This window comes from Bartonella sp. TT29SHDZB (assembly GCF_042193395.1).
In the GTDB taxonomy this organism is placed as follows: domain Bacteria; phylum Pseudomonadota; class Alphaproteobacteria; order Rhizobiales; family Rhizobiaceae; genus Bartonella.
The window spans coordinates 1-18039 of sequence record NZ_JBHILQ010000002.1; the positions used below are offsets into that span (position 1 = coordinate 1).

The 18039-nt window shown below is 38.1% G+C and carries 14 protein-coding genes and 4 pseudogenes; 14 read left to right on the top strand and 4 right to left on the bottom strand.

From position 1 onward, the window contains the following. The 5 genes and pseudogenes from ACFIJJ_RS01210 to ACFIJJ_RS01230 all read left to right on the top strand — a co-directional run. A partial coding sequence (locus tag ACFIJJ_RS01210; RefSeq protein WP_375645706.1) for a DUF6990 domain-containing protein occupies positions 1–1649 on the top strand: 1649 nt, incomplete at its 5' end. Between the two features lie 1679 nt (positions 1650–3328). Continuing rightward, positions 3329–4336 (top strand): annotated as a pseudogene (locus ACFIJJ_RS01215) (hypothetical protein); the annotation flags it as partial. Continuing rightward, positions 4331–4686, top strand: a pseudogene (locus tag ACFIJJ_RS01220) (glycoside hydrolase family protein); the annotation flags it as partial. The pseudogenes ACFIJJ_RS01215 and ACFIJJ_RS01220, both read left to right, overlap by 6 nt. Continuing rightward, positions 4683–4910, top strand: a complete 228-nt coding sequence (locus ACFIJJ_RS01225) for a hypothetical protein (RefSeq protein ID WP_375645707.1) — start codon at positions 4683–4685, stop codon at positions 4908–4910. The pseudogene ACFIJJ_RS01220 and the gene ACFIJJ_RS01225, both read left to right, overlap by 4 nt. Positions 4911–5067: 157 nt before the next feature. Continuing rightward, positions 5068–5262, top strand: a complete 195-nt coding sequence (locus ACFIJJ_RS01230; protein ID WP_375645800.1) for a hypothetical protein — start codon at positions 5068–5070, stop codon at positions 5260–5262. A 61-nt stretch (positions 5263–5323) separates the two neighbouring features. On the opposite strand, the pseudogene ACFIJJ_RS01235 reads toward ACFIJJ_RS01230, so the two are convergent. Beyond that, a pseudogene (locus ACFIJJ_RS01235) lies at positions 5324–5604 on the bottom strand (type II toxin-antitoxin system YafQ family toxin). Between the two features lie 7 nt (positions 5605–5611). After that, positions 5612–5894 (bottom strand): annotated as a pseudogene (locus ACFIJJ_RS01240) (type II toxin-antitoxin system RelB/DinJ family antitoxin). A gap of 278 nt (positions 5895–6172) precedes the next feature. On the opposite strand from ACFIJJ_RS01240, the gene ACFIJJ_RS01245 reads away from it, so the two are divergent. From ACFIJJ_RS01245 to ACFIJJ_RS01255, 3 genes are all read left to right on the top strand, one after another. Then, a complete protein-coding gene (locus tag ACFIJJ_RS01245) occupies positions 6173–7135 on the top strand; it encodes an L-threonylcarbamoyladenylate synthase (protein WP_375622322.1) in 963 nt (320 codons plus the stop codon). 2 nt (positions 7136–7137) lie between these two features. Continuing rightward, a complete protein-coding gene (locus tag ACFIJJ_RS01250) occupies positions 7138–8547 on the top strand; it encodes an FAD-binding oxidoreductase (protein WP_375645708.1) in 1410 nt (469 codons plus the stop codon). Positions 8548–8691: 144 nt separating this feature from the next. Further along, on the top strand, positions 8692–9219 hold the full coding sequence (locus tag ACFIJJ_RS01255; RefSeq protein ID WP_375645709.1) for a DUF6101 family protein: 528 nt from the start codon (positions 8692–8694) through the stop codon (positions 9217–9219). A 637-nt stretch (positions 9220–9856) separates the two neighbouring features. Here ACFIJJ_RS01255 and purD read toward each other — a convergent pair. Beyond that, positions 9857–11131: a phosphoribosylamine--glycine ligase gene (gene purD / locus ACFIJJ_RS01260; RefSeq protein ID WP_375645710.1), complete on the bottom strand. Its 1275-nt coding sequence runs from the start codon at positions 11129–11131 to the stop codon at positions 9857–9859. A 90-nt stretch (positions 11132–11221) separates the two neighbouring features. On the opposite strand from purD, the gene ubiA reads away from it, so the two are divergent. Next, complete coding sequence (ubiA, locus tag ACFIJJ_RS01265) at positions 11222–12226, top strand: 4-hydroxybenzoate octaprenyltransferase (RefSeq protein ID WP_375645712.1); 1005 nt, start codon at positions 11222–11224, stop codon at positions 12224–12226. 237 nt (positions 12227–12463) lie between these two features. On the opposite strand, the gene pdxH is transcribed toward ubiA, so the two are convergent. Beyond that, on the bottom strand, positions 12464–13087 hold the full coding sequence (gene pdxH / locus ACFIJJ_RS01270) for a pyridoxamine 5'-phosphate oxidase (RefSeq protein WP_375631578.1): 624 nt from the start codon (positions 13085–13087) through the stop codon (positions 12464–12466). A gap of 325 nt (positions 13088–13412) precedes the next feature. Between pdxH and ACFIJJ_RS01275 the strand changes: the two genes are divergently transcribed. The 5 genes from ACFIJJ_RS01275 (at position 13413) to ACFIJJ_RS01295 (ending at position 17879) form a co-directional block, all read left to right on the top strand. Beyond that, positions 13413–14315: a DnaJ C-terminal domain-containing protein gene (locus tag ACFIJJ_RS01275; protein WP_375645713.1), complete on the top strand. Its 903-nt coding sequence runs from the start codon at positions 13413–13415 to the stop codon at positions 14313–14315. Between the two features lie 127 nt (positions 14316–14442). Continuing rightward, positions 14443–15261, top strand: coding sequence for an enoyl-ACP reductase FabI (fabI, locus tag ACFIJJ_RS01280; RefSeq protein ID WP_375645714.1), 819 nt, complete (start codon positions 14443–14445; stop codon positions 15259–15261). A 148-nt stretch (positions 15262–15409) separates the two neighbouring features. Then, a complete protein-coding gene (gene aroC / locus ACFIJJ_RS01285; RefSeq protein ID WP_375622315.1) occupies positions 15410–16498 on the top strand; it encodes a chorismate synthase in 1089 nt (362 codons plus the stop codon). Between the two features lie 15 nt (positions 16499–16513). Next, positions 16514–17617: a 3,4-dihydroxy-2-butanone-4-phosphate synthase gene (gene ribB, locus ACFIJJ_RS01290; RefSeq protein ID WP_375622314.1), complete on the top strand. Its 1104-nt coding sequence runs from the start codon at positions 16514–16516 to the stop codon at positions 17615–17617. A 7-nt stretch (positions 17618–17624) separates the two neighbouring features. After that, positions 17625–17879 carry an exodeoxyribonuclease VII small subunit gene (locus ACFIJJ_RS01295; protein WP_375622313.1) on the top strand — a complete coding sequence of 85 codons (255 nt, stop codon included), beginning with the start codon at positions 17625–17627 and terminating at the stop codon, positions 17877–17879. Positions 17880–18039: the final 160 nt, after the last annotated feature.

Sequence of the window (18039 nt, forward strand, 5' to 3'; positions counted from 1 at the left end):
CACGTGTTCAAAAGTATAGCTACAATATACGTATAGTCTGGCATTTAGCTTGTTTAGCATTGACAGGTCAAATTGATGTCCTGAAATCTTATCAAAATTTTTTAGAAGCAGGTACGATTTCTGAGATTTTGGATGACAGTGAAGTAGAGAGATATATTAACCATGCCGTTCAATTTGCTGAAGAATATCTGAAAATCCTTAATGAGCGAAAAGCCATAGATGATCGTCTTAGTTTACAAGATTTGTCTTTTCTTAATACAGTTTCTGAAGACTTAAAAAGGATAGACTGGACAGTTTATCGTGATAAAAATTACAATTGCAATGCTTATTTTATAAAGAAAGATCGTATCATTAATATAGTGTACGACCTTGATAAAAAAGGAGAGACACCATTTGTTACCTTCAAGGTTTCTCTTTCAACACTTGGTTTTTCTACAGCTTATCGATCTATTTTCATCAATACTCCCCAATATACAGTTCTTAAAGAATCAGAAGAAGTTTATGCAGTTTCTAGTACTGAATTGGATGAAGGTAAACTGAAGCAGATCTGTGCGGATATTTTGTGCTGGGCTGATCGACAAAATGTGAATCAAATCATCTGTGATTATGCGGCTTTTCCCCCAGACAGTGAATATGATCTTATAATACGCCATTTTATTGCGCTTATTCTGATTGGAGATGTTGAGAGGCTTAAGTTTTATAAAGAGAATTTTAGAAAGGGAAATTCTTTAGGTTTTGTGAAAGGTATCACGAAATATACAATCGACAACTCTCTTACTCTTGCACGGCATTATCGGACTGGTTTTCCAAAAAACGCTCCGATTTTAAGCTTGGATGCGCAAACAGCATCTGTTGCTTCTAAAACAACTTCTGTTGAAGTGGCAGAGGAAGTGGATGAAGCGGATGACACTGATGATCGTCTCACCATGGAAAGTGCGACAACACTTTTGAAAAGCCTAGGCTGGTCAACCGAGAAAATCAATGAGAATGATTATATGGCAAGCTATCAATTGGCTGATCGTGAAGTAGACATTCTTTATAACGACGAAATTGCCAAAGATTGTCCGCAATTTGATAGCGCTTTTATGATTAGTACTGGCATTCTTTCCACCGCTTGTAAATTCATTGATCCTACCTACACGGAAGATATTCCAGATTTACAGCTTAATTTTGAAGCAAAGGGTTTAGAAATCTTTGAACCAGAAGTTACTGCGGATCGCTTAAAGCAAGCACTTGATGATGCTTTAGAGTGGTCAGTCAAAGAGATTGACCTTTCTAAAAGACTTCGCTCTGATTATGGCACTGCTCCTTGGCAACGGGATGCAACGTCTAAAGCAGATGATACGGATTATGCTTTGCTTCATCTTGGCGCTCTTGCTTTATTGGGCAATATTGAGACCTTACAATCTTATCAGCAAAGCTTTACGGCAGGTGATCACCTAGGCTTTGACGAGAGCATCAACAAAACCCACCTTGAACGTGCATTAGCTTTAGCCAAAGAAGTAGCAAAGGTGAAGCAAGTGAGTTACGCTTTGATTGAACGGGTAGCAAAAGATTTTGATGATCAACAAGAGGTTATCAGCAAGGAGCAATCCCGCTCGTGGAAAGAGAAAATAGTCAATTTTATCGGAAAAAAAGACAAGAAATAGCACCTAAAAAATATCAAAAAGATTTCAGAAATTTAGAAAATAAGACGCGCTCCAAAGCCTTGATCACTAGTTGAGAAACTCAACAGTGGTATGGCTCTGATCATGGTTTTGGTGCAAGATTTAAAGGAAATAACCTATAAAAAAAGATCTATAAAATTATTCCATAGATGATCAAAATCCCTTTTAATGGATTATTGTCTATTTTATCGGTTATGTCAGTTTATTTAACAGACGAATCTTATGATTTTAGTGAGTGATTAAAATGTGCTTTATGAAAAAAGCATGTGATCCTTTAAAGCCTTTCAAAAGAAAGGGATTATAATCATAAGAAATGCTATCAAGACCATTATGGTTATGAGTTTTGGGGGGGGTGGAGGTGCTTTTTACACCCCCCCTTTACATATTTTTCAATAAAAAATAAAAGTCATTATATTTCAATATATTATTTTTTATCAATTTTTCAAAAAACAACCTATATCAATAATACAACCTATAAATTCAGCTAATGATGTATGTTTTGTAAGGGTTTTGGGGGGGTAGAAACCTTCAAAACCTATAAGTAATATAAGAAAATAAATATACATAACCCTCTTTAAACAAAGCTTTTGATAACAATAAAGCTATCATTTTAGATTACGGTATAACCTCTTAAAGGCAATGTAAAAGAAGCGTATTCATTTTAGATAGGGTTTCTTAAAGTCTTAAAGCAATCCAAATAAGAGTATTTAAAAGTGCAAATGATTTCTTTTTAGAATAACGCATACAAACACTCCTTTTAAAGATTGTATGTAATCAACTTAACAAGAGAGGTATAGATTATGGTTATAAGACTCTATACCCCTTGTGAGTTTAGCAAGCCAAGTCTATTCAATTTCTTTAATTTCTAGTTTTGGTAGGTTCTTAACGATTTTCATTGTCTCTAAACTTACGGTAATAACCCTCTGAAATAACTCTAGAGGGTAGGCAGGGTTACCAACGGTTTCAACAGCATAGCGATTGGCATCATTATTCAAGCGGGTGGCACTTTAAATAAGGCTGCATCCATGGTGTTGGAGCCGATATTATTGCCGGTACAAACCCGATGCAAAGCAATGATGAACAGAGCGGGAATATCACCTTGGGAGCAGGTAAAGATATCATTTTTGAAAGTGTACAAAACCAGCTCGTGGGTGTTGCTACAGCCCTTGGCTCTTAAGACTCTTCATAAGAATCATTTTTACTCCTTTCTTCTATAGTTTTTACCCACACATCAGCCCCGCTTATGATGTGCAAGCAAGTGATTTTGATTGATTCAAGATAAACAGATTTGAAATGAGAGAATTCTACGTTATTCGGGAGGCTAATTCAATATAAATAACGCTAGATTATTATTATAAATCAATATCTTGTTATATAAAAAAACCTAATCCGTAGGAGATTGTTGGAAATGTTGGAACTATCCTTGGTATTTTTGCTGGGCTTAGCAACATCAGAGCGAAAGAAAATATCGTACGAGTAGGGCAGCGAGATGGATACAAACTCTATGAGTATAACTACAGGGGCTATCCAGAGCGTTATCGCGGGGTGATGGCACAAGATGTTTTGAAGTCAAAACCTGAAGCTGTTTTCTTGCATAAGGCGATAGGTTTTTTGCATGTAGATTATAGCAAGCGTGGCTGTGAGATGGACAGGATGCCGTGATGGAACAAGAAAACACAAATTCTCTTTTAAAGTTGTTTGATCCAAAATTTTTGCGTCCTTTAATGTATCAGGTTATACCGCAGTTACCTAGATATTTATTGCAACAACGCTCGATGCCTCCAAGCACGCCGTTGGAAGGACGATACAAGCCAAGTTTTTTAGAACGGGCTGCTTGTCGCACAGACCCTTTTGATGCGAGCAATGGGGATAATACTCCGCAAAAATTGAGTCCTACAGAGCTTATTCGCGGTTCTCAAGCAGGGACAGAACAAGCTGGGAAAAAACGCCAGCAGAATTGATTATGTCTATGGATGATTTAAAACGCCAAATGCCTCCATTGCCGGATGTTTCAAAGAATACTGTTAAGATACAAGAGGTGCCAGAGCAACAAAAACATGACTTCTCAGAGCAGGGAGGTGTTGCATCAATGATTCCTCAAGCTCCACTTGTTGGGAACATTGATCAGTCTAGTGGGGACAAAGCTGGGCGACAGCAAAAAGATGTGATGGATTATATTGCTCAACTTAATGAGAAATCTATAGCGGCAAACTCTTTGAAAAACGATTCTGGAAATGATGAGGAAAAGCTTTTTGATGCACCTATAGGAGAAGAAAAACATTTGAATGCACACTTACCAGAAGAGGAACATTTAAAAGCAAATGATATGCCAGAACAGGCAACAAATTATGTAAACGCCGTTGGGAACTTTATTCATAAAGACGCAAATCCAAGCAGCTTATGGGAGCGTTTTAGAAAATCAGAATTTTCCGAGCATTTAATGGATTTTTTTGCAGGGCTTGCGTTAGGAAAGACACCACAAGAAAGTTTTTCAAATGCATCTATCCTTATGCGGTAACAAGGGACGCGCACAACATAAACAAACTTTGCAATTTTTACGCTCTAAAGGGTATAGCGATGAAGATGCGCAAGCACTCACGCAATATCCAAATCTTGTCATGAAAATCATAGGCGATACGTTAAGCCCTCAAGAAGGCTATAGAACACTACTTAAAAGGCTTAATCGGGGGATTATGAATCTGTATCAACCGAATTGCAGAAATGGACCAAAGCGGGAGGCAAACGTTTATAAGGTCTCGTACACCGGCGTGTAGCAGAGGCAGGGCTATGGGCGAAAGGGGCTTATGTTTCTTCCAATTATCAAACAGTAGAAACGCAAGCACCAACGGGGGTTTTCAAAGCCGAAGCCCTTGCACCGATTATTGGTTCTTTCTCAGGTCTTGGTGGATTTTTAGTGGGCAATGGACCAATCCAATGGGCTTTAGCCGCCATTATGGTTTTAGCCGCATGTACTGGTATTTTCTTTGTTGCTAAACGCTTTCAGGAGCACCGCCTATGATCTTATGGATGAAAAGAAATTTGATGGTAACAGGTGCGGCTTTAGCCGCTTTTTTTATTGCCTTAGCAAGAGCTTTTACTCTTGGGAAAAAAGCAGAGCAACAAAAGCAAACAGAAAAAGCTTTAAAAGCAGCCACAACACGTTTGGAGGTGGAAAGTGAAGTTAATCAAAAAAGTGATGCTGATATGCGTGCTGCTCTCTCTGATTGGTTGCGCGACAAATAAATATGCTTCTTCTTGTGTTGGCTGGTTGCCAATTTATTTAAGCTGGCAAGATTTGAACACCATTAGCTCAAACTTAGTAAGAGAGATCTTAAAGCATAACAAGCAGGGTGAACGCTTGTGTGGGTGGAAACATGGTTAGAAAAAAACACAAGACGATATAGAGCTTACAGAAGCAGAAAAAGAAATCCTTCAAGAAATCATCATGACCTATCAAAGCGTGAAAATGATGTCTCGCTTGATGAAGTGGATAGCATTTTTTCTTTTTTTTTTGCTTATCCTTGATTTTGCACGCCTCATGGATGCGATAGACAACATCTTCGCTCATTTGAAGCAGTGGTTCTCAAAGAATTAGAAAAACTGTTATACAAGCAAAAACTTCGAAAAATTCTTTTTACTATAAATTGGAGATCCAATCATAAGCGTAGTTCAGAATGCAAACCAAGTCGTAAGAGCTTTAGTGTTTTAGTATTTGGCTTTCGATAGATCAAAACTAAATCTGGCTTGATATGACAATCACGACAATTGTGCCATTTATCTGTTAGTGCATGATTTCTCCAATGCACCTTTAGCGGTTCATTCTTCGCTAACGCTTGACCACAAGCAGCAAATCCTTCTCTAGTGTATTAGCATACCTATCTTTGCTTTCACTTTTAAGATTATGCCGGAATGAACGCGTATAAACAATTTCTAGCATAGCAAGCTTAGGTTTGCTTTTCAGATTTACGCATTTCGGTTCTATCTTCGCGTATCATGGTCCTTAAGCTGTCTAATGATGTATGTTCGACGCATCCCATTTCGGCATCCTCGAGAGCTCGTAATGTTTCCGGATTTGGTTGAAATAGATCCAAGTGGTAATGTTCGATCTCTAGCAATGCGGGTCATAAACATACGTACTGCATCTGATACAGTTAAACCCATAGACTTAATAACTGCACTTGCAATTTCTTGAACTTGATCAGGTATGGGGGCTTGAATTTTTCCCATTGCTAAATCCCCTATTCAATTGTGGTACAATGTACCGCACGTTAAGTTTATATCAAGAGTTTCAACAATAGCTTTTCACAAGAGAACTTAGCAAAATTCAAAAAACTATTAGAGAAAGTTAGCAGAATAAGATATGTTTTGTAGAAGAATATTGGAAAATCCTATTCACTAACCTTTATTTATGAACCCCATACTTAAAAAAATATATAAAATCAATGTGATATATGAACAAAGAAGAGCATAATATCACTAAAAGAGTGTTATAGAAATGATGTGTCATGACGATTCTACCACTCAATAGTGCTTCGATAAGAGAGGCAATAGCGCTTCTTGAACAAGGGAAGTTAGTAGCGTTACCAACGGAAACTGTTTATGGATTAGCGGGCGATGCAACCAATGGAAGGGCAATTTCTTCTATTTATTCTACAAAGGGTCGTCCGCAAATTAATCCTCTTATTGCGCATGTCAGCGGCATCGAAATGGCACAACGTTATGTTAAAATTGACTTTCTTTCACGCCAATTAATGGAGGAATTTTGGCCAGGGCCTTTGACATTGGTTTTGCCTTTAAAGGAACAGCATAATATCCATCCTTTAACAACCTCTGGTTTGAATACCTTGGCTGTTCGTTTTCCAGACAGTCGTTTTGCAGAAGTGGTACAACATTTTGGCCGCCCACTTGCTGCTCCTAGTGCAAATCAATCGGGGCGTCTTAGCCCTACTTCAGCTGAGGCTGTTTTTGCATCTTTGGGGGAATCTGTTCCTTTGATATTGGACGGAGGACCTGCTAAAATAGGTCTGGAATCAACGATTATTAAAATTTGTGGTGAAAATATTTATCTTTTGCGTCCAGGGGGGCTTGCGGCTGATGAAATTGAAGAAGTTGTGGGGAAGCCTTTAAAACGGATAGATCAAAGGGCGGCGATTGAAGCTCCTGGAATGTTAAAGTCGCATTATGCTCCCAATGCCACGGTTCGTTTGAATGTAGAAAAGGTGGAAAATGGTGAAGCGCTTTTAGCATTTGGTTCAAAGCGTGTTATGGGGGCTGAAAATGCCGTGTCTATTTTAAACCTTAGCGAAGATGGAAAGTTAGAAGAGGCAGCCTCTCATTTATTTCAATATATGAAGGAATTAGATTCATTTAAAGTGAGATGTATCGCAGTAGAACCTATTCCATTATACGGATTAGGGGAGGCTATCAATGATCGTCTTATACGGGCTGCAGCTCCAAAGGAGAAATGAACATGGAGCAGGAATTAATTGAGGGGTTTAGGGAAATTGTTGGTGCTAAGCATGCTATAACAGATCAAGCGTTGATTGCACCGTATTTGCTTGAAGAGCGAGGGCTTTTTCATGGAAAAACACCTTTACTTTTACGTCCATCTTCTTGCGCAGAGGTCTCATCGATTATGCAGTTAGCGAGCAAAACGCGCACACCGATTGTGCCACAGGGTGGAAATACAGGGCTTGTGGGGGGGCAACAACCAGATGAAAGAGGAGGGGGCGTTCTTTTATCCATGGAGCGATTAAATAAGATTAGAGCTATAAATCTTGAGGGAAACTTTGTTGTTGTAGAGGCTGGTGTTATTTTACAGGATTTACAGAAAAAAGTGGATGAATCAGGTCGTTTTTTCCCTCTTTCTTTGGCATCTGAAGGTTCTTGCCAAGTAGGAGGAAATCTTTCGTCGAATGCTGGAGGGACAGCTGTTTTAGCTTATGGCAATATGCGTGATCTTTGTCTTGGTTTAGAAGTTGTTTTACCGGATGGGCGTATTTTAGATGATTTGCGTTTTGTTAAAAAAGACAATAGCGGTTACGATTTAAAAGATCTTTTTATTGGTGCAGAAGGCACATTGGGTGTTATAACCGCAGCCGTTTTGAAGATGTTTCCAAAAATAAAAGGAAAAGCTGTTGCTTTGGTGGGATTATATAGTCCGGCGAAGGCTTTAGAGTTTTTATCTCTGGCTCAAGAATATGGAGGAGGGATGTTGACAGGTTTTGAGCTCATGGGAAATCTCAGTTTGCAAATGGCTTTAGATTATAAGATGTGTGAGAAGCTTCCTCTTCAGCGGAAACATGAATGGTATGTATTAATGAACATTTCATCGTTGCAAGGCAATGATGAGGCGTTATCGGTATTGAGTACTATTTTAGAAGAAGCTTTAAAGAATGCGGTGATAGAAGATGCAGTTGTTGCGCAATCTTTAAAACAGCAAGATTTTTTTTGGCAATTACGAGAAAGTATATCATCAGCACAAAAGTTAGCAGGAGGGTCCATTAAGCATGATATTGCAATCCCACTTGCTTCTATTCCTGATTTTATTGCTGAGGCAGCGCTTATTGTTGAAGATATTGCTCCAGGAGCACGGGTGATTTGTTTTGGACATATGGGCGATGGAAATTTACATTATAATATTACACAACCTGTAGGAGCTGATACGGCAGTGTTCTTGCAGTTATGGTCAACAATGAATCATCGCATTCATAGTTTAGTGGTGGACTATAGAGGTGCATTTTCTGCTGAGCATGGAATTGGTCAGCTTAAGCGCGAAGAACTTCGTTCTTTTAAATCGCCTGTCGCATTGGATATTATGCAAGGGATTAAAAAAACGCTCGATCCTTTAGGGATAATGAATCCTGGAAAAGTATTATAATTCAAGAATGGTGATCATGTATTTTTGTTTAGATTTTAATAACCAAAAAAGAAACCAGTTGTTTTTTATTCAAACTTTTAATAATCCAATGAGAAAAAGCTGCTAAAGGGTGTATGTTATTTAAGATAAATTGGGATAATGTATATGGCTAATCAATGCTTTAATCAGGCAAAAGCGGTGCTTGAATTTCGGTTAGATCCGTGCCATTTGCCACAAACGACGACATATTTTTCACCCAAAACGGGTAATCAGGTTATTTGTTCGTTAAATGAGCGTGGTGTTTCTTTTAAAACGGATATGCCTTCAAGTTTATCGCATTTAATACCCCCTTATCATTTCCAAGGAATTGCAGCACGTACCGTAAAAACGCGTTCAGGAGAAAGAGCTGTTGCATTAGAATTACTTCATGCCGATGAGGAAGCTTGTATACCGCTTTTGGTTTCCAGAGATTTGAATAATGTTCTTCTGGATTGGCGGTTATGGGCAGATACTTATGGCCTTCCCATGCTTATGATCAATGAAGATAATCGCATTCTGGTTGTAAAAGATCGTTCTGATTTACATCGATTTTTTGGTACAACAGCACATTCTAAACAAAAGCGTTTTTTACTTCGTTATAGCAATCCGTTAGGCTTGCGTTTGGTGATTGCGAATCGAATTGCACTCCAGTAATATTAACATGTATTCATTTTTGTACTACCGTCAGCATTTATCTTGTTGTGCTGTAAAACATCGTTGTTTGGAGCGGTAATATAAGGCGTGTAAACTTCACACATGAAGTGTTTTAGAAGATATGGCAAATATTCTTAAGTTTGCTTGTAGGTATTTGTGTAAGTGCAGCATATGAGTGGGAAGCAAGAGGAATCCGCTCAATGAAAATCCAGACCTTTACAGACGGAATTTGGTGTGACTTTTGGTTCTTGAAGACAAAGAGGAAGTCAATGATTGTAAATGAAGAGTTTTTTAACACCATACATTTGCAGCAGGAATCAATTACGTTAAACGCTTTTTTCGGAGAGGTAAAAACGGTTTTCATAACAATAGAAACTGTTTTTTTGCGGTATAATTTTGGGTTTTTGTCACATCATTAAAACACCAGAAGATTACTGGAAGTGTTTTTGAATTTTTTTCAGATTCAGAAAATTTTCCTATTTTATCATGAGTAGATATTCTATTTATAATATTTGATTGTTCAAAGGAAAGCACACTCATTTTTTCAAAATTATGGTCAACGTAAAACAGTGAGAAAATTTGTGTGTCATGCTCTTATATAAAATAATAAAATCGTAAAAAAGAATATTCAAAGGATTTAATTTTCTCGCGCAACGGCTCTCCATCCGATATCACGACGAACAAAACCTTCTGGCCAATCAATACAATCAACAGCTTCATAGGCACGTTTTTGTGCATGCGTAATCGTTTTTCCTGTTGCAGTTATATTGAGAACACGTCCACCATTTGCAATGAGTTCTCCATCACGCAACACTGTACCAGCTTGAAAAACTCTCACATCGGGAAGAGAGTTTACTTGATCAACGTTACGGATAACAGTACCTTTTTGGGGAGAGTCTGGATAACCATTAGCAGCCATAACAACGGTGAGAGCAGCTTTTTCAGACCACTGAAGAGGCTTATTTTCAAGTTTTCCTTGAGCAGCAGCAAGAAAAATTGGCAAAATGTCATCTTTGAGGCGCATCATTAAAACTTGACATTCAGGATCACCGAATCGTACGTTAAATTCAATTAATTCGGGTCCTTTTTGCGTTATCATTAATCCGACAAAGAGAATGCCTTTAAAGGGGGTTCCCATTTCGTTCATGCTTTTTAAAGCTGGTTCAACAATTTCTTTGAGAGTACGATTCACTATTTCTTTGGTCATGATGGGCGCTGGTGAATAAGCACCCATACCACCGGTGTTTGCTCCAATATCCCCATCACCTACACGTTTATGATCTTGAGCAGATCCAAAAGGAAGAGCAACTTTACCATCACAAAGGCAGAAGAAGCTTGCTTCTTCACCTTCAAGAAAAGATTCTACAACAATTTTGTTTCCTGCATCTCCAAATGTACTTTTGAAGCAGGCATCAACTGCGTTAAATGCTTCTTCCATAGTTGTTGCAACCACGACACCTTTACCGGCGGCTAAGCCATCAGCTTTAATGACAATAGGAACACCTTGTTGATGAATGTAAGCTTTGGCTTTAGCGGCATCATCAAAGCATTGGTAACTTGCTGTAGGAATGTTATTCTTATGACATAAATCTTTAGTAAAAGCTTTTGAACCTTCTAGTTGAGCAGCTTTTTGAGTAGGACCAAATACACAAATGTTAGCACTATTAAGAGAATCTGTTATACCCGCTACCAATGGTGCTTCTGGTCCTACAATTACAAGATCAATAGAATGTGCTTTACAAAAATCAATAACAAGGGGGTGATCATCAATGTTCAAATTAATATTTTCACCAAATTCTGTTGTTGCAGGATTTCCAGGAGCACAATATAACTTTGTTAGCAGTGGTGATGCTGCTATTTTCCATGCTAAAGCGTGTTCTCGTCCACCTGAGCCAATAAGAAGAATATTCATTGCTTGCTCCTCTCATAAAAGATGATTAATCTCATCCCCTTCTCATAAGAATGAAATGTCTCTATCGCAAGACCAAAGGTAAATCATTTGATGAAAAAAAATAAAAATATCGCGCATGTTCAGTCCTATGATAGCCAAGGACGGGTTATGGATGCATCTTCCAAACAATGGGTCTACAGCTTTCTTCCCCGTTCTTTATGGTTTTATGCGCAATTGGCGCGTTGGGATCGGCCTATTGGATGGCAATTGTTGATGTGGCCTTGTTTTTGGTCAACAACAATGGCTTTTTTCTCTTATAACATGCATTACGATACTCTTTTATCAATGTTTCTTCATTGGGTTTGGTATCTTTTTCTTTTTTTTCTGGGATCTATTGCTATGCGAGGGGCAGGATGTACTTGGAATGATCTTATTGACCATAAAATTGATGCTCAGGTAGAAAGGACACGTTCTCGCCCATTGCCGACAGGTCATGTGAGTCGGTTTCAAGCAAGAGTTTTTATACTTGTGCAATGTTTGGTTGGTTTAGTTGTTTTATCACAATTTAATAGGTTTAGTTTTTTTCTAGGTATTTCATCATTGATAGCTGTTGCATTTTATCCTTTTATGAAACGCGTAACATATTGGCCGCAGTTTTTTTTAGGCGTTGCGTTTAATTGGGGGGCATTAATGGGGTGGGCTGTTGTCTTTGGAAGTTTAAGCTGGGCACCAATCTTGCTTTATGTGGGATCAATTTTGTGGACCATAGGATATGATACAATCTACGCACATCAAGATAAAGAAGATGACGTTACTGTTGGTGTCCGTTCTACGGCTCTTCTCTTTGGTAAAGCAACCAAGCGTGCTTTAGTATTTTTGTATGGTGGTTTTGTGATGTTCATTAGTCTAGCATTTTATTTAGCTGGAGTCCCTGTTCTTAGTTTTTTGGGGATTTTTGTGGCAAGCATCCATATGTTTATTCAAATTAAAGTCATTGATATAGATGACAGTTCACAATGCCTCAGGCTTTTCAAATCTAATTCGCTTATTGGTTTTGTGATTTTTGCTGGTTTAGTATGTGGGGGTATATGGACGATATTTTATCCTGCGGTCTAAAAATAAGTTAGCTAAAATCATAGTTTCTACTGAATACAGTATGTTTTTTTAAATAAGCTTGTTGCTAATCTATTTTTAAGCGATACAGTAGAAAATATTACTAATCAACTGTTACAGTGGAAATGAAATTCTTCTATTTAAATAAAATACATCATCTTCTTTTAGAATTTTTCAAATAAAAAATATTTGTTTAACTGTTGGGAAGAAAAAATCTTCATAACGATGAAGTTTGAAGGATTAGGGGTAAAGTTTTTGTCTTTTCCAATCATTGTTTTCAATACAATCGCGTGTAAAAAGCAGACGATCATGTAAACGAAATGGGCGATCGCACCAGAACTCTATAGAAAGGGGTTTAACACGAAACCCAGACCAATAAGGTGGTCGTGGAATATTACCTAGAGCATAACGCGCAGTATATTGGGCAATTGCTTTTTCGAGCACAAAACGATTGTCTAAAGGTTGAGATTGTTTAGATGCCCATGCACCAATTCGACTACCACGTGGTCGCGATTGGAAATAGGCATCGGCTTCCTGTTGACTTACTTTTTCAACAATTCCTCTAATTCTGACCTGACGACGGAGCGATTTCCAATGAAAACCTAAGGATGCTTTCATTGATTTTAAAATTTCTTGTCCTTTACAGCTTTCATAATTGGTATAGAAGACAAAGCCTTGGGGACTGTAGTCTTTGAGGAGAACCATACGAACATTAGGGAGTCCTGTTTCGTCAACTGTTGCTAATGCCATAGCATTCGGATCATTTATTTCACTTATCGTTGCCTCTTCAAGCCACTTTGCGAAAAGTTCAAAAGGTTTTTGCATTTGCATAAAATGATCATCTGTTGGTATTTTTTTGCTCATAGTTTCTCCAAATATCAGTGAGCATGGGTGAGGCATTTTCTCATTTACTTTATCATCAAGAAGTCACAGTACCATTTTTTCTTATTTTCAAAAAGCCAATGCTATCATGTATTTTTATGGTAGTTTAATTATTTTTACTTCAGCATAGACTACAATAAGCTATATTAAATAAATGTCTTATTTTATCTGGTATTTTAGTTTGTTGATAGACATATAAAGAGAAAAGAAGAAATTATTCTCTAGAATAGACTGATGAAGCTATAAGGGATATTGAACAACGTATCAGTTGATATTTTGAAAACGAAGAAATTGAAAAGAGGGCAATATGCGTGATCCCTACACGATTCTGGGTGTGGCACGTACCGCAAAATCGCAAGAGATTAAATCGGCATTTAGAAGATTAGCAAAGAAGTATCATCCAGACCACAATAAAGATGATACAAAGGCTAAAGAAAAGTTTGCTGAAATTAATCAAGCTTATGAAATTATAGGTGATAAAGATAAAAAAGCACAATTTGACCGCGGTGAAATTGATATGGAAGGAAAACCGCTTTATCAAGCCTATGGTGCTGGTGAAAATTTTAGCAATAAACAAAATCCCTTTTCAGGAAGAGCAAAGGGATTTGATTTTTCCTCTTCAAGTGGTGCAGGTTTTGATGCGAGTGATATTTTTCGCGATCTGTTTGGAGGAGGAGGTAGCTTTTCGAATTCCACACACTATAACCGTTCCCAACAAGGAGCACATGTTCGTGCTAATCTTATCATAACATTAGAGCAGATGGTTGGTGCAGAAAAGGTGGAGGCTGTTTTTCCAAATGGAAAAAAGTTAAAAATTAAACTTCCAGATTATATTGAAGACGGACAGATTATTCGTTTAAAAGGTCAGGGAGAAGCGGTGCCTCACGGGCAAGCAGGAGATGCGTTAATAACCATTCAGATTCAAAAACATCCTCGTTTTCGGGTTGAAGGAAGAGCACTCCATCTTGATTTACCAGTTTCTCTTAAACATGCTGTTTTGGGAGCAAAAGAAGAAGTTGAGACGTTGGAGGGACGTGTGGTTTTAACGATTCCTGCGTGGTCAAGTTCTGATCGCGTGTTACGGTTGAAAGGGAAAGGGCTTCGTTTAAAAAATGGTACAAGGGATGATCTTTATGTGCATGTTCGTATTATGTTGCCGGGAAATGAAAATGCCGCGCTAGAACAGTTTTTGCAAATGCAACAAGATTAATTTTAAAATTATATATATATTAAGCGTAGTTTTTGTTTGATTTTAAACCAATTGCTTGAAGAAAAAGTTGACCTGTGTCATAGGCAGGTGAATAATATCAATTTTAAGTAACAATGGGGCAGAGCTGATGGCTAAGGGTAATGGTTTATTGTACGGTAAGCGTGGTTTAATTTTGGGGTTGGCCAATAATCGCTCCATCGCTTGGGGAATCGCTAAAGCGGCAAGTAACGCAGGGGCAGAGCTTGCTTTTACCTATCAGGGTGAAGCAATGAAAAAGCGTGTTGAGCCTTTGGCTGAAGAATTAAAGGGATTTGTTTGTGGACATTGTGATGTTTCTGACAGTGTCTCTATTGATACGGTTTTTAGAGAAATAGAGAAGAAATGGGGAAAACTCGATTTTTTAGTTCATGCTATTGGTTTTTCTGATAAAGATGAATTAAGCGGTCGTTATATTGATATCAGCGAATCAAATTTTATGATGACCATGAATATTTCCGTTTATTCCCTAACAGCTCTAACAAAGCGTGCAGAGAAATTAATGTCAGATGGTGGTTCAATCTTGACACTAACCTATTATGGTGCAGAAAAAGTTGTTCCCAATTATAATGTAATGGGGGTTGCCAAAGCAGCTCTTGAAGCGAGCGTGAAATATTTAGCGGTAGATTTAGGTCCCAAAAATATTCGTGTTAATGCTATATCTGCTGGACCAATTAAAACGTTAGCGGCTTCTGGTATTGGTGATTTTCGTTATATTTTAAAATGGAATGAATATAATGCTCCATTACGTCGTACGGTAACAATTGAAGAGGTTGGTGATTCTGCACTTTATTTTCTTTCAGATTTGTCTCGTTCTGTTACCGGTGAAGTCCATCATGTCGATTCGGGTTATAATATCATAGGTATGAAAGCAGTTGATGCACCAGACATTTCTGTCGTTAAAGAATAAAGTTTGGTTTATAAGATTTTATTAGACAGCAATAGTTTGACCAAATTTAAGGTGTCCAAGAGTATTTGGGAGAAAAGAGTTGTCTTGTGTATAGCACACAACATACGTTATCGTTGTATATATTTGACAGAGAAATGGATCTTTTTTCATGTCGCATAATACATTTGGTCATTTGTTTCGTGTAACAACATGGGGTGAAAGTCATGGTGCTGCTCTTGGTTGTGTCATTGATGGTTGTCCACCTGGAATTATTTTTACTCTTGCAGAAGTTCAAGCTTATCTTGATAAACGCAAACCAGGACAATCAAAATACACAACGCAGCGCCGAGAACCAGATAAAGTAGAGGTCCTTTCAGGAGTTGTTGTTCAAGACGATGGAACGACATTGGTGACAACAGGTACACCAATTTCTCTGTTGATTCGAAACACAGATCAGCGTTCGAAGGATTATAGCTCGATTGCCCATCAGTATCGTCCAGGACATGCGGATTATACTTATGATATTAAATATGGCATTCGTGATTTTCGAGGTGGGGGACGTGCTTCGGCACGAGAGACAGCAGCGCGTGTTGCAGCTGGTGCATTTGCTCGTAAAATCGTTCCTGGTTTGATTGTCCGAGGAGCAGTGATAGCAATTGGTCCTCATAATATTAATCGTGATCGTTGGGATTGGTCAGAGGTTAATAATAATCCTTTTTTTACAGCTGATGCAGAGATGGTTCACATTTTTAGTGATTATATCAGTGAACTCCGTAAAGAGGGAACATCTGTTGGTGCGGTTGTTGAGATCGTTGCAGAAAATGTTCCGGCAGGTTTAGGAGCCCCTATTTACGCAAAGCTTGATCAAGATATTGCCTCGTTACTTATGTCGATTAATGCGGTAAAAGGTGTGGAAATTGGTGATGGTTTTGCGGCAGCCCGCTTGAGGGGAGAAGAAAATGCCGATGAAATGCGAATGGGAAATGATGGAAAACCGCTTTTTTTATCCAATCATGCGGGAGGTATTTTAGGGGGAATATCGAGTGGACAGCCAATTGTTGCGCGTTTTGCTGTAAAGCCTACTTCATCAATTTTAACACCTCGTCGTTCCATTGATGTTGATGGTCATGATATAGACGTTATAACAAAGGGACGTCATGATCCATGTGTTGGGATTCGTGCTGTTCCTGTTGGTGAAGCGATGGTTGCTTGTGCTATTGCTGACCATTATCTAAGACATCGCGGTCAAGTTGGGTGAGTGAGAAGGTGAACAATGGCATATGATGAAAAAAAAATTGTTTCTGCACTTAAAGCTTTTGAACGCGGTGAAATTGTTGTGGTAACAGATGATGGTGACCGTGAAAATGAGGGAGATTTAACTGTTGCTGCAGCGCATTGTACAGAAGAAAAGATGGCGTTTATTCTTCGTCATACAACAGGTATTGTGTGTACACCTATGCCAAAAAAAGAAGCACAACGGTTTAATCTTTCTCCTATGGTACCAGATAATAACTCTGCACATGGGACGCAGTTTACAGTTACTGTTGATTTTAAACACGGCATAACAACAGGGATTTCAGCGCACGATCGTACATTAGCGGTGCGTAATCTTGCCAATTCAAATGCAAGTGCGGATGATTTTGTTCGTCCAGGGCATGTTTTTCCTTTGATTGCGCATGAAGGGGGAGTGCTCATGCGTTCAGGTCACACGGAGGCTGCTGTTGATTTATGTAAATTAGCTAATTTGCCGCCGGTTGGTGTTATCGGTGAGTTAGTTAATGATGATGGAAGCGTTAAACATGGTGATCAGATTATGAAATTTGCGCAAGAACATCGGTTGCATATTATAACGGTTGCAGATTTGATTGCTTATCGCCAACGTAAGGAAATATTGATCAAGCATGTTGGAGAAATGCCTATTGAAACATCTATAGGTTCCGCTATTGTTAAAAGTTACCAACTCCCTTGGGAATCCGTTCAGCATATTGCAATTATTTTTGGTGATATTTGTAAGGGTGAGGATATTCCCGTGCATTTACATCATGAAAACATTATAAGTGATGTTTTTTGTCAATCTTCAGATATTATGGTGATGATGCAGAGAATGATGAAAAAAGAGAAACGTGGCGTATTTATTTATTTGCGTGAAGGATCTGTTATACAATCAACTATTGGTATTCAAAACATGGCAAAAGACAGTTCAGAAAACCATGTGCAGGCGATTGAACGCGAAGCAGAATGGCGCAAAATTGGTTTAGGATCACAAATTTTAAAATATTTAGGAATAGGCTCTGTTATTGTTTATGCTTCTAAAGAGCATCATTATGTAGGTTTAGAAAATTTTGGAATTCGTATATCCAGAACAGATATTTTTTGAGGTTCATATGAAAAAAGAGATACAAGAGGGGGATATTACGACCTTAAGCTTCGAGCAAGCGCTTAAGCAACTTGAAGTTATTGTCGAAAATTTGGAACGTGGCGATGTGCCTTTGGAACAATCCATTGATATTTATGAACGCGGTGAAGCGCTTAAAAAGCATTGTGAAAAACTCTTAAGAGTTGCTGAAGCTAAAGTTGAAAAAATCCAGTTTTCAGAAGGAGGTTCTCCAGAAGGAGTAGAACCACTTGATGCTCAATAATATTAAATCTTTTTGGATATTTGTTGCTGGATTAAGCAGTGCAATAACCTTATTGTGTAGAATAACAAATTTTATTGATTTCTTTTTTATAAAATAAGTTACAAATGGGAAAAATCATAAATTATCTCGAATAGAGAAGAGTCTTTTTTAGTAAAAAAGA

Excerpts from the sequence above, each read along its gene's own strand:
- ACFIJJ_RS01225 (WP_375645707.1), top strand. The coding sequence starts at position 4,683 with ATGATCTTATGGATGAAAAGAAATTTGATGGTAACAGGTGCGGCTTTA.
- ACFIJJ_RS01245 (WP_375622322.1), top strand. The coding sequence starts at position 6,173 with ATGACGATTCTACCACTCAATAGTGCTTCGATAAGAGAGGCAATAGCG.
- ACFIJJ_RS01250 (WP_375645708.1), top strand. The coding sequence starts at position 7,138 with ATGGAGCAGGAATTAATTGAGGGGTTTAGGGAAATTGTTGGTGCTAAG.
- ACFIJJ_RS01255 (WP_375645709.1), top strand. The coding sequence starts at position 8,692 with ATGGCTAATCAATGCTTTAATCAGGCAAAAGCGGTGCTTGAATTTCGG.
- purD (WP_375645710.1), bottom strand. The coding sequence starts at position 11,131 with ATGAATATTCTTCTTATTGGCTCAGGTGGACGAGAACACGCTTTAGCA.
- ubiA (WP_375645712.1), top strand. The coding sequence starts at position 11,222 with ATGAAAAAAAATAAAAATATCGCGCATGTTCAGTCCTATGATAGCCAA.
- pdxH (WP_375631578.1), bottom strand. The coding sequence starts at position 13,087 with ATGAGCAAAAAAATACCAACAGATGATCATTTTATGCAAATGCAAAAA.
- ACFIJJ_RS01275 (WP_375645713.1), top strand. The coding sequence starts at position 13,413 with ATGCGTGATCCCTACACGATTCTGGGTGTGGCACGTACCGCAAAATCG.
- fabI (WP_375645714.1), top strand. The coding sequence starts at position 14,443 with ATGGCTAAGGGTAATGGTTTATTGTACGGTAAGCGTGGTTTAATTTTG.
- aroC (WP_375622315.1), top strand. The coding sequence starts at position 15,410 with ATGTCGCATAATACATTTGGTCATTTGTTTCGTGTAACAACATGGGGT.
- ribB (WP_375622314.1), top strand. The coding sequence starts at position 16,514 with ATGGCATATGATGAAAAAAAAATTGTTTCTGCACTTAAAGCTTTTGAA.
- ACFIJJ_RS01295 (WP_375622313.1), top strand. The coding sequence starts at position 17,625 with ATGAAAAAAGAGATACAAGAGGGGGATATTACGACCTTAAGCTTCGAG.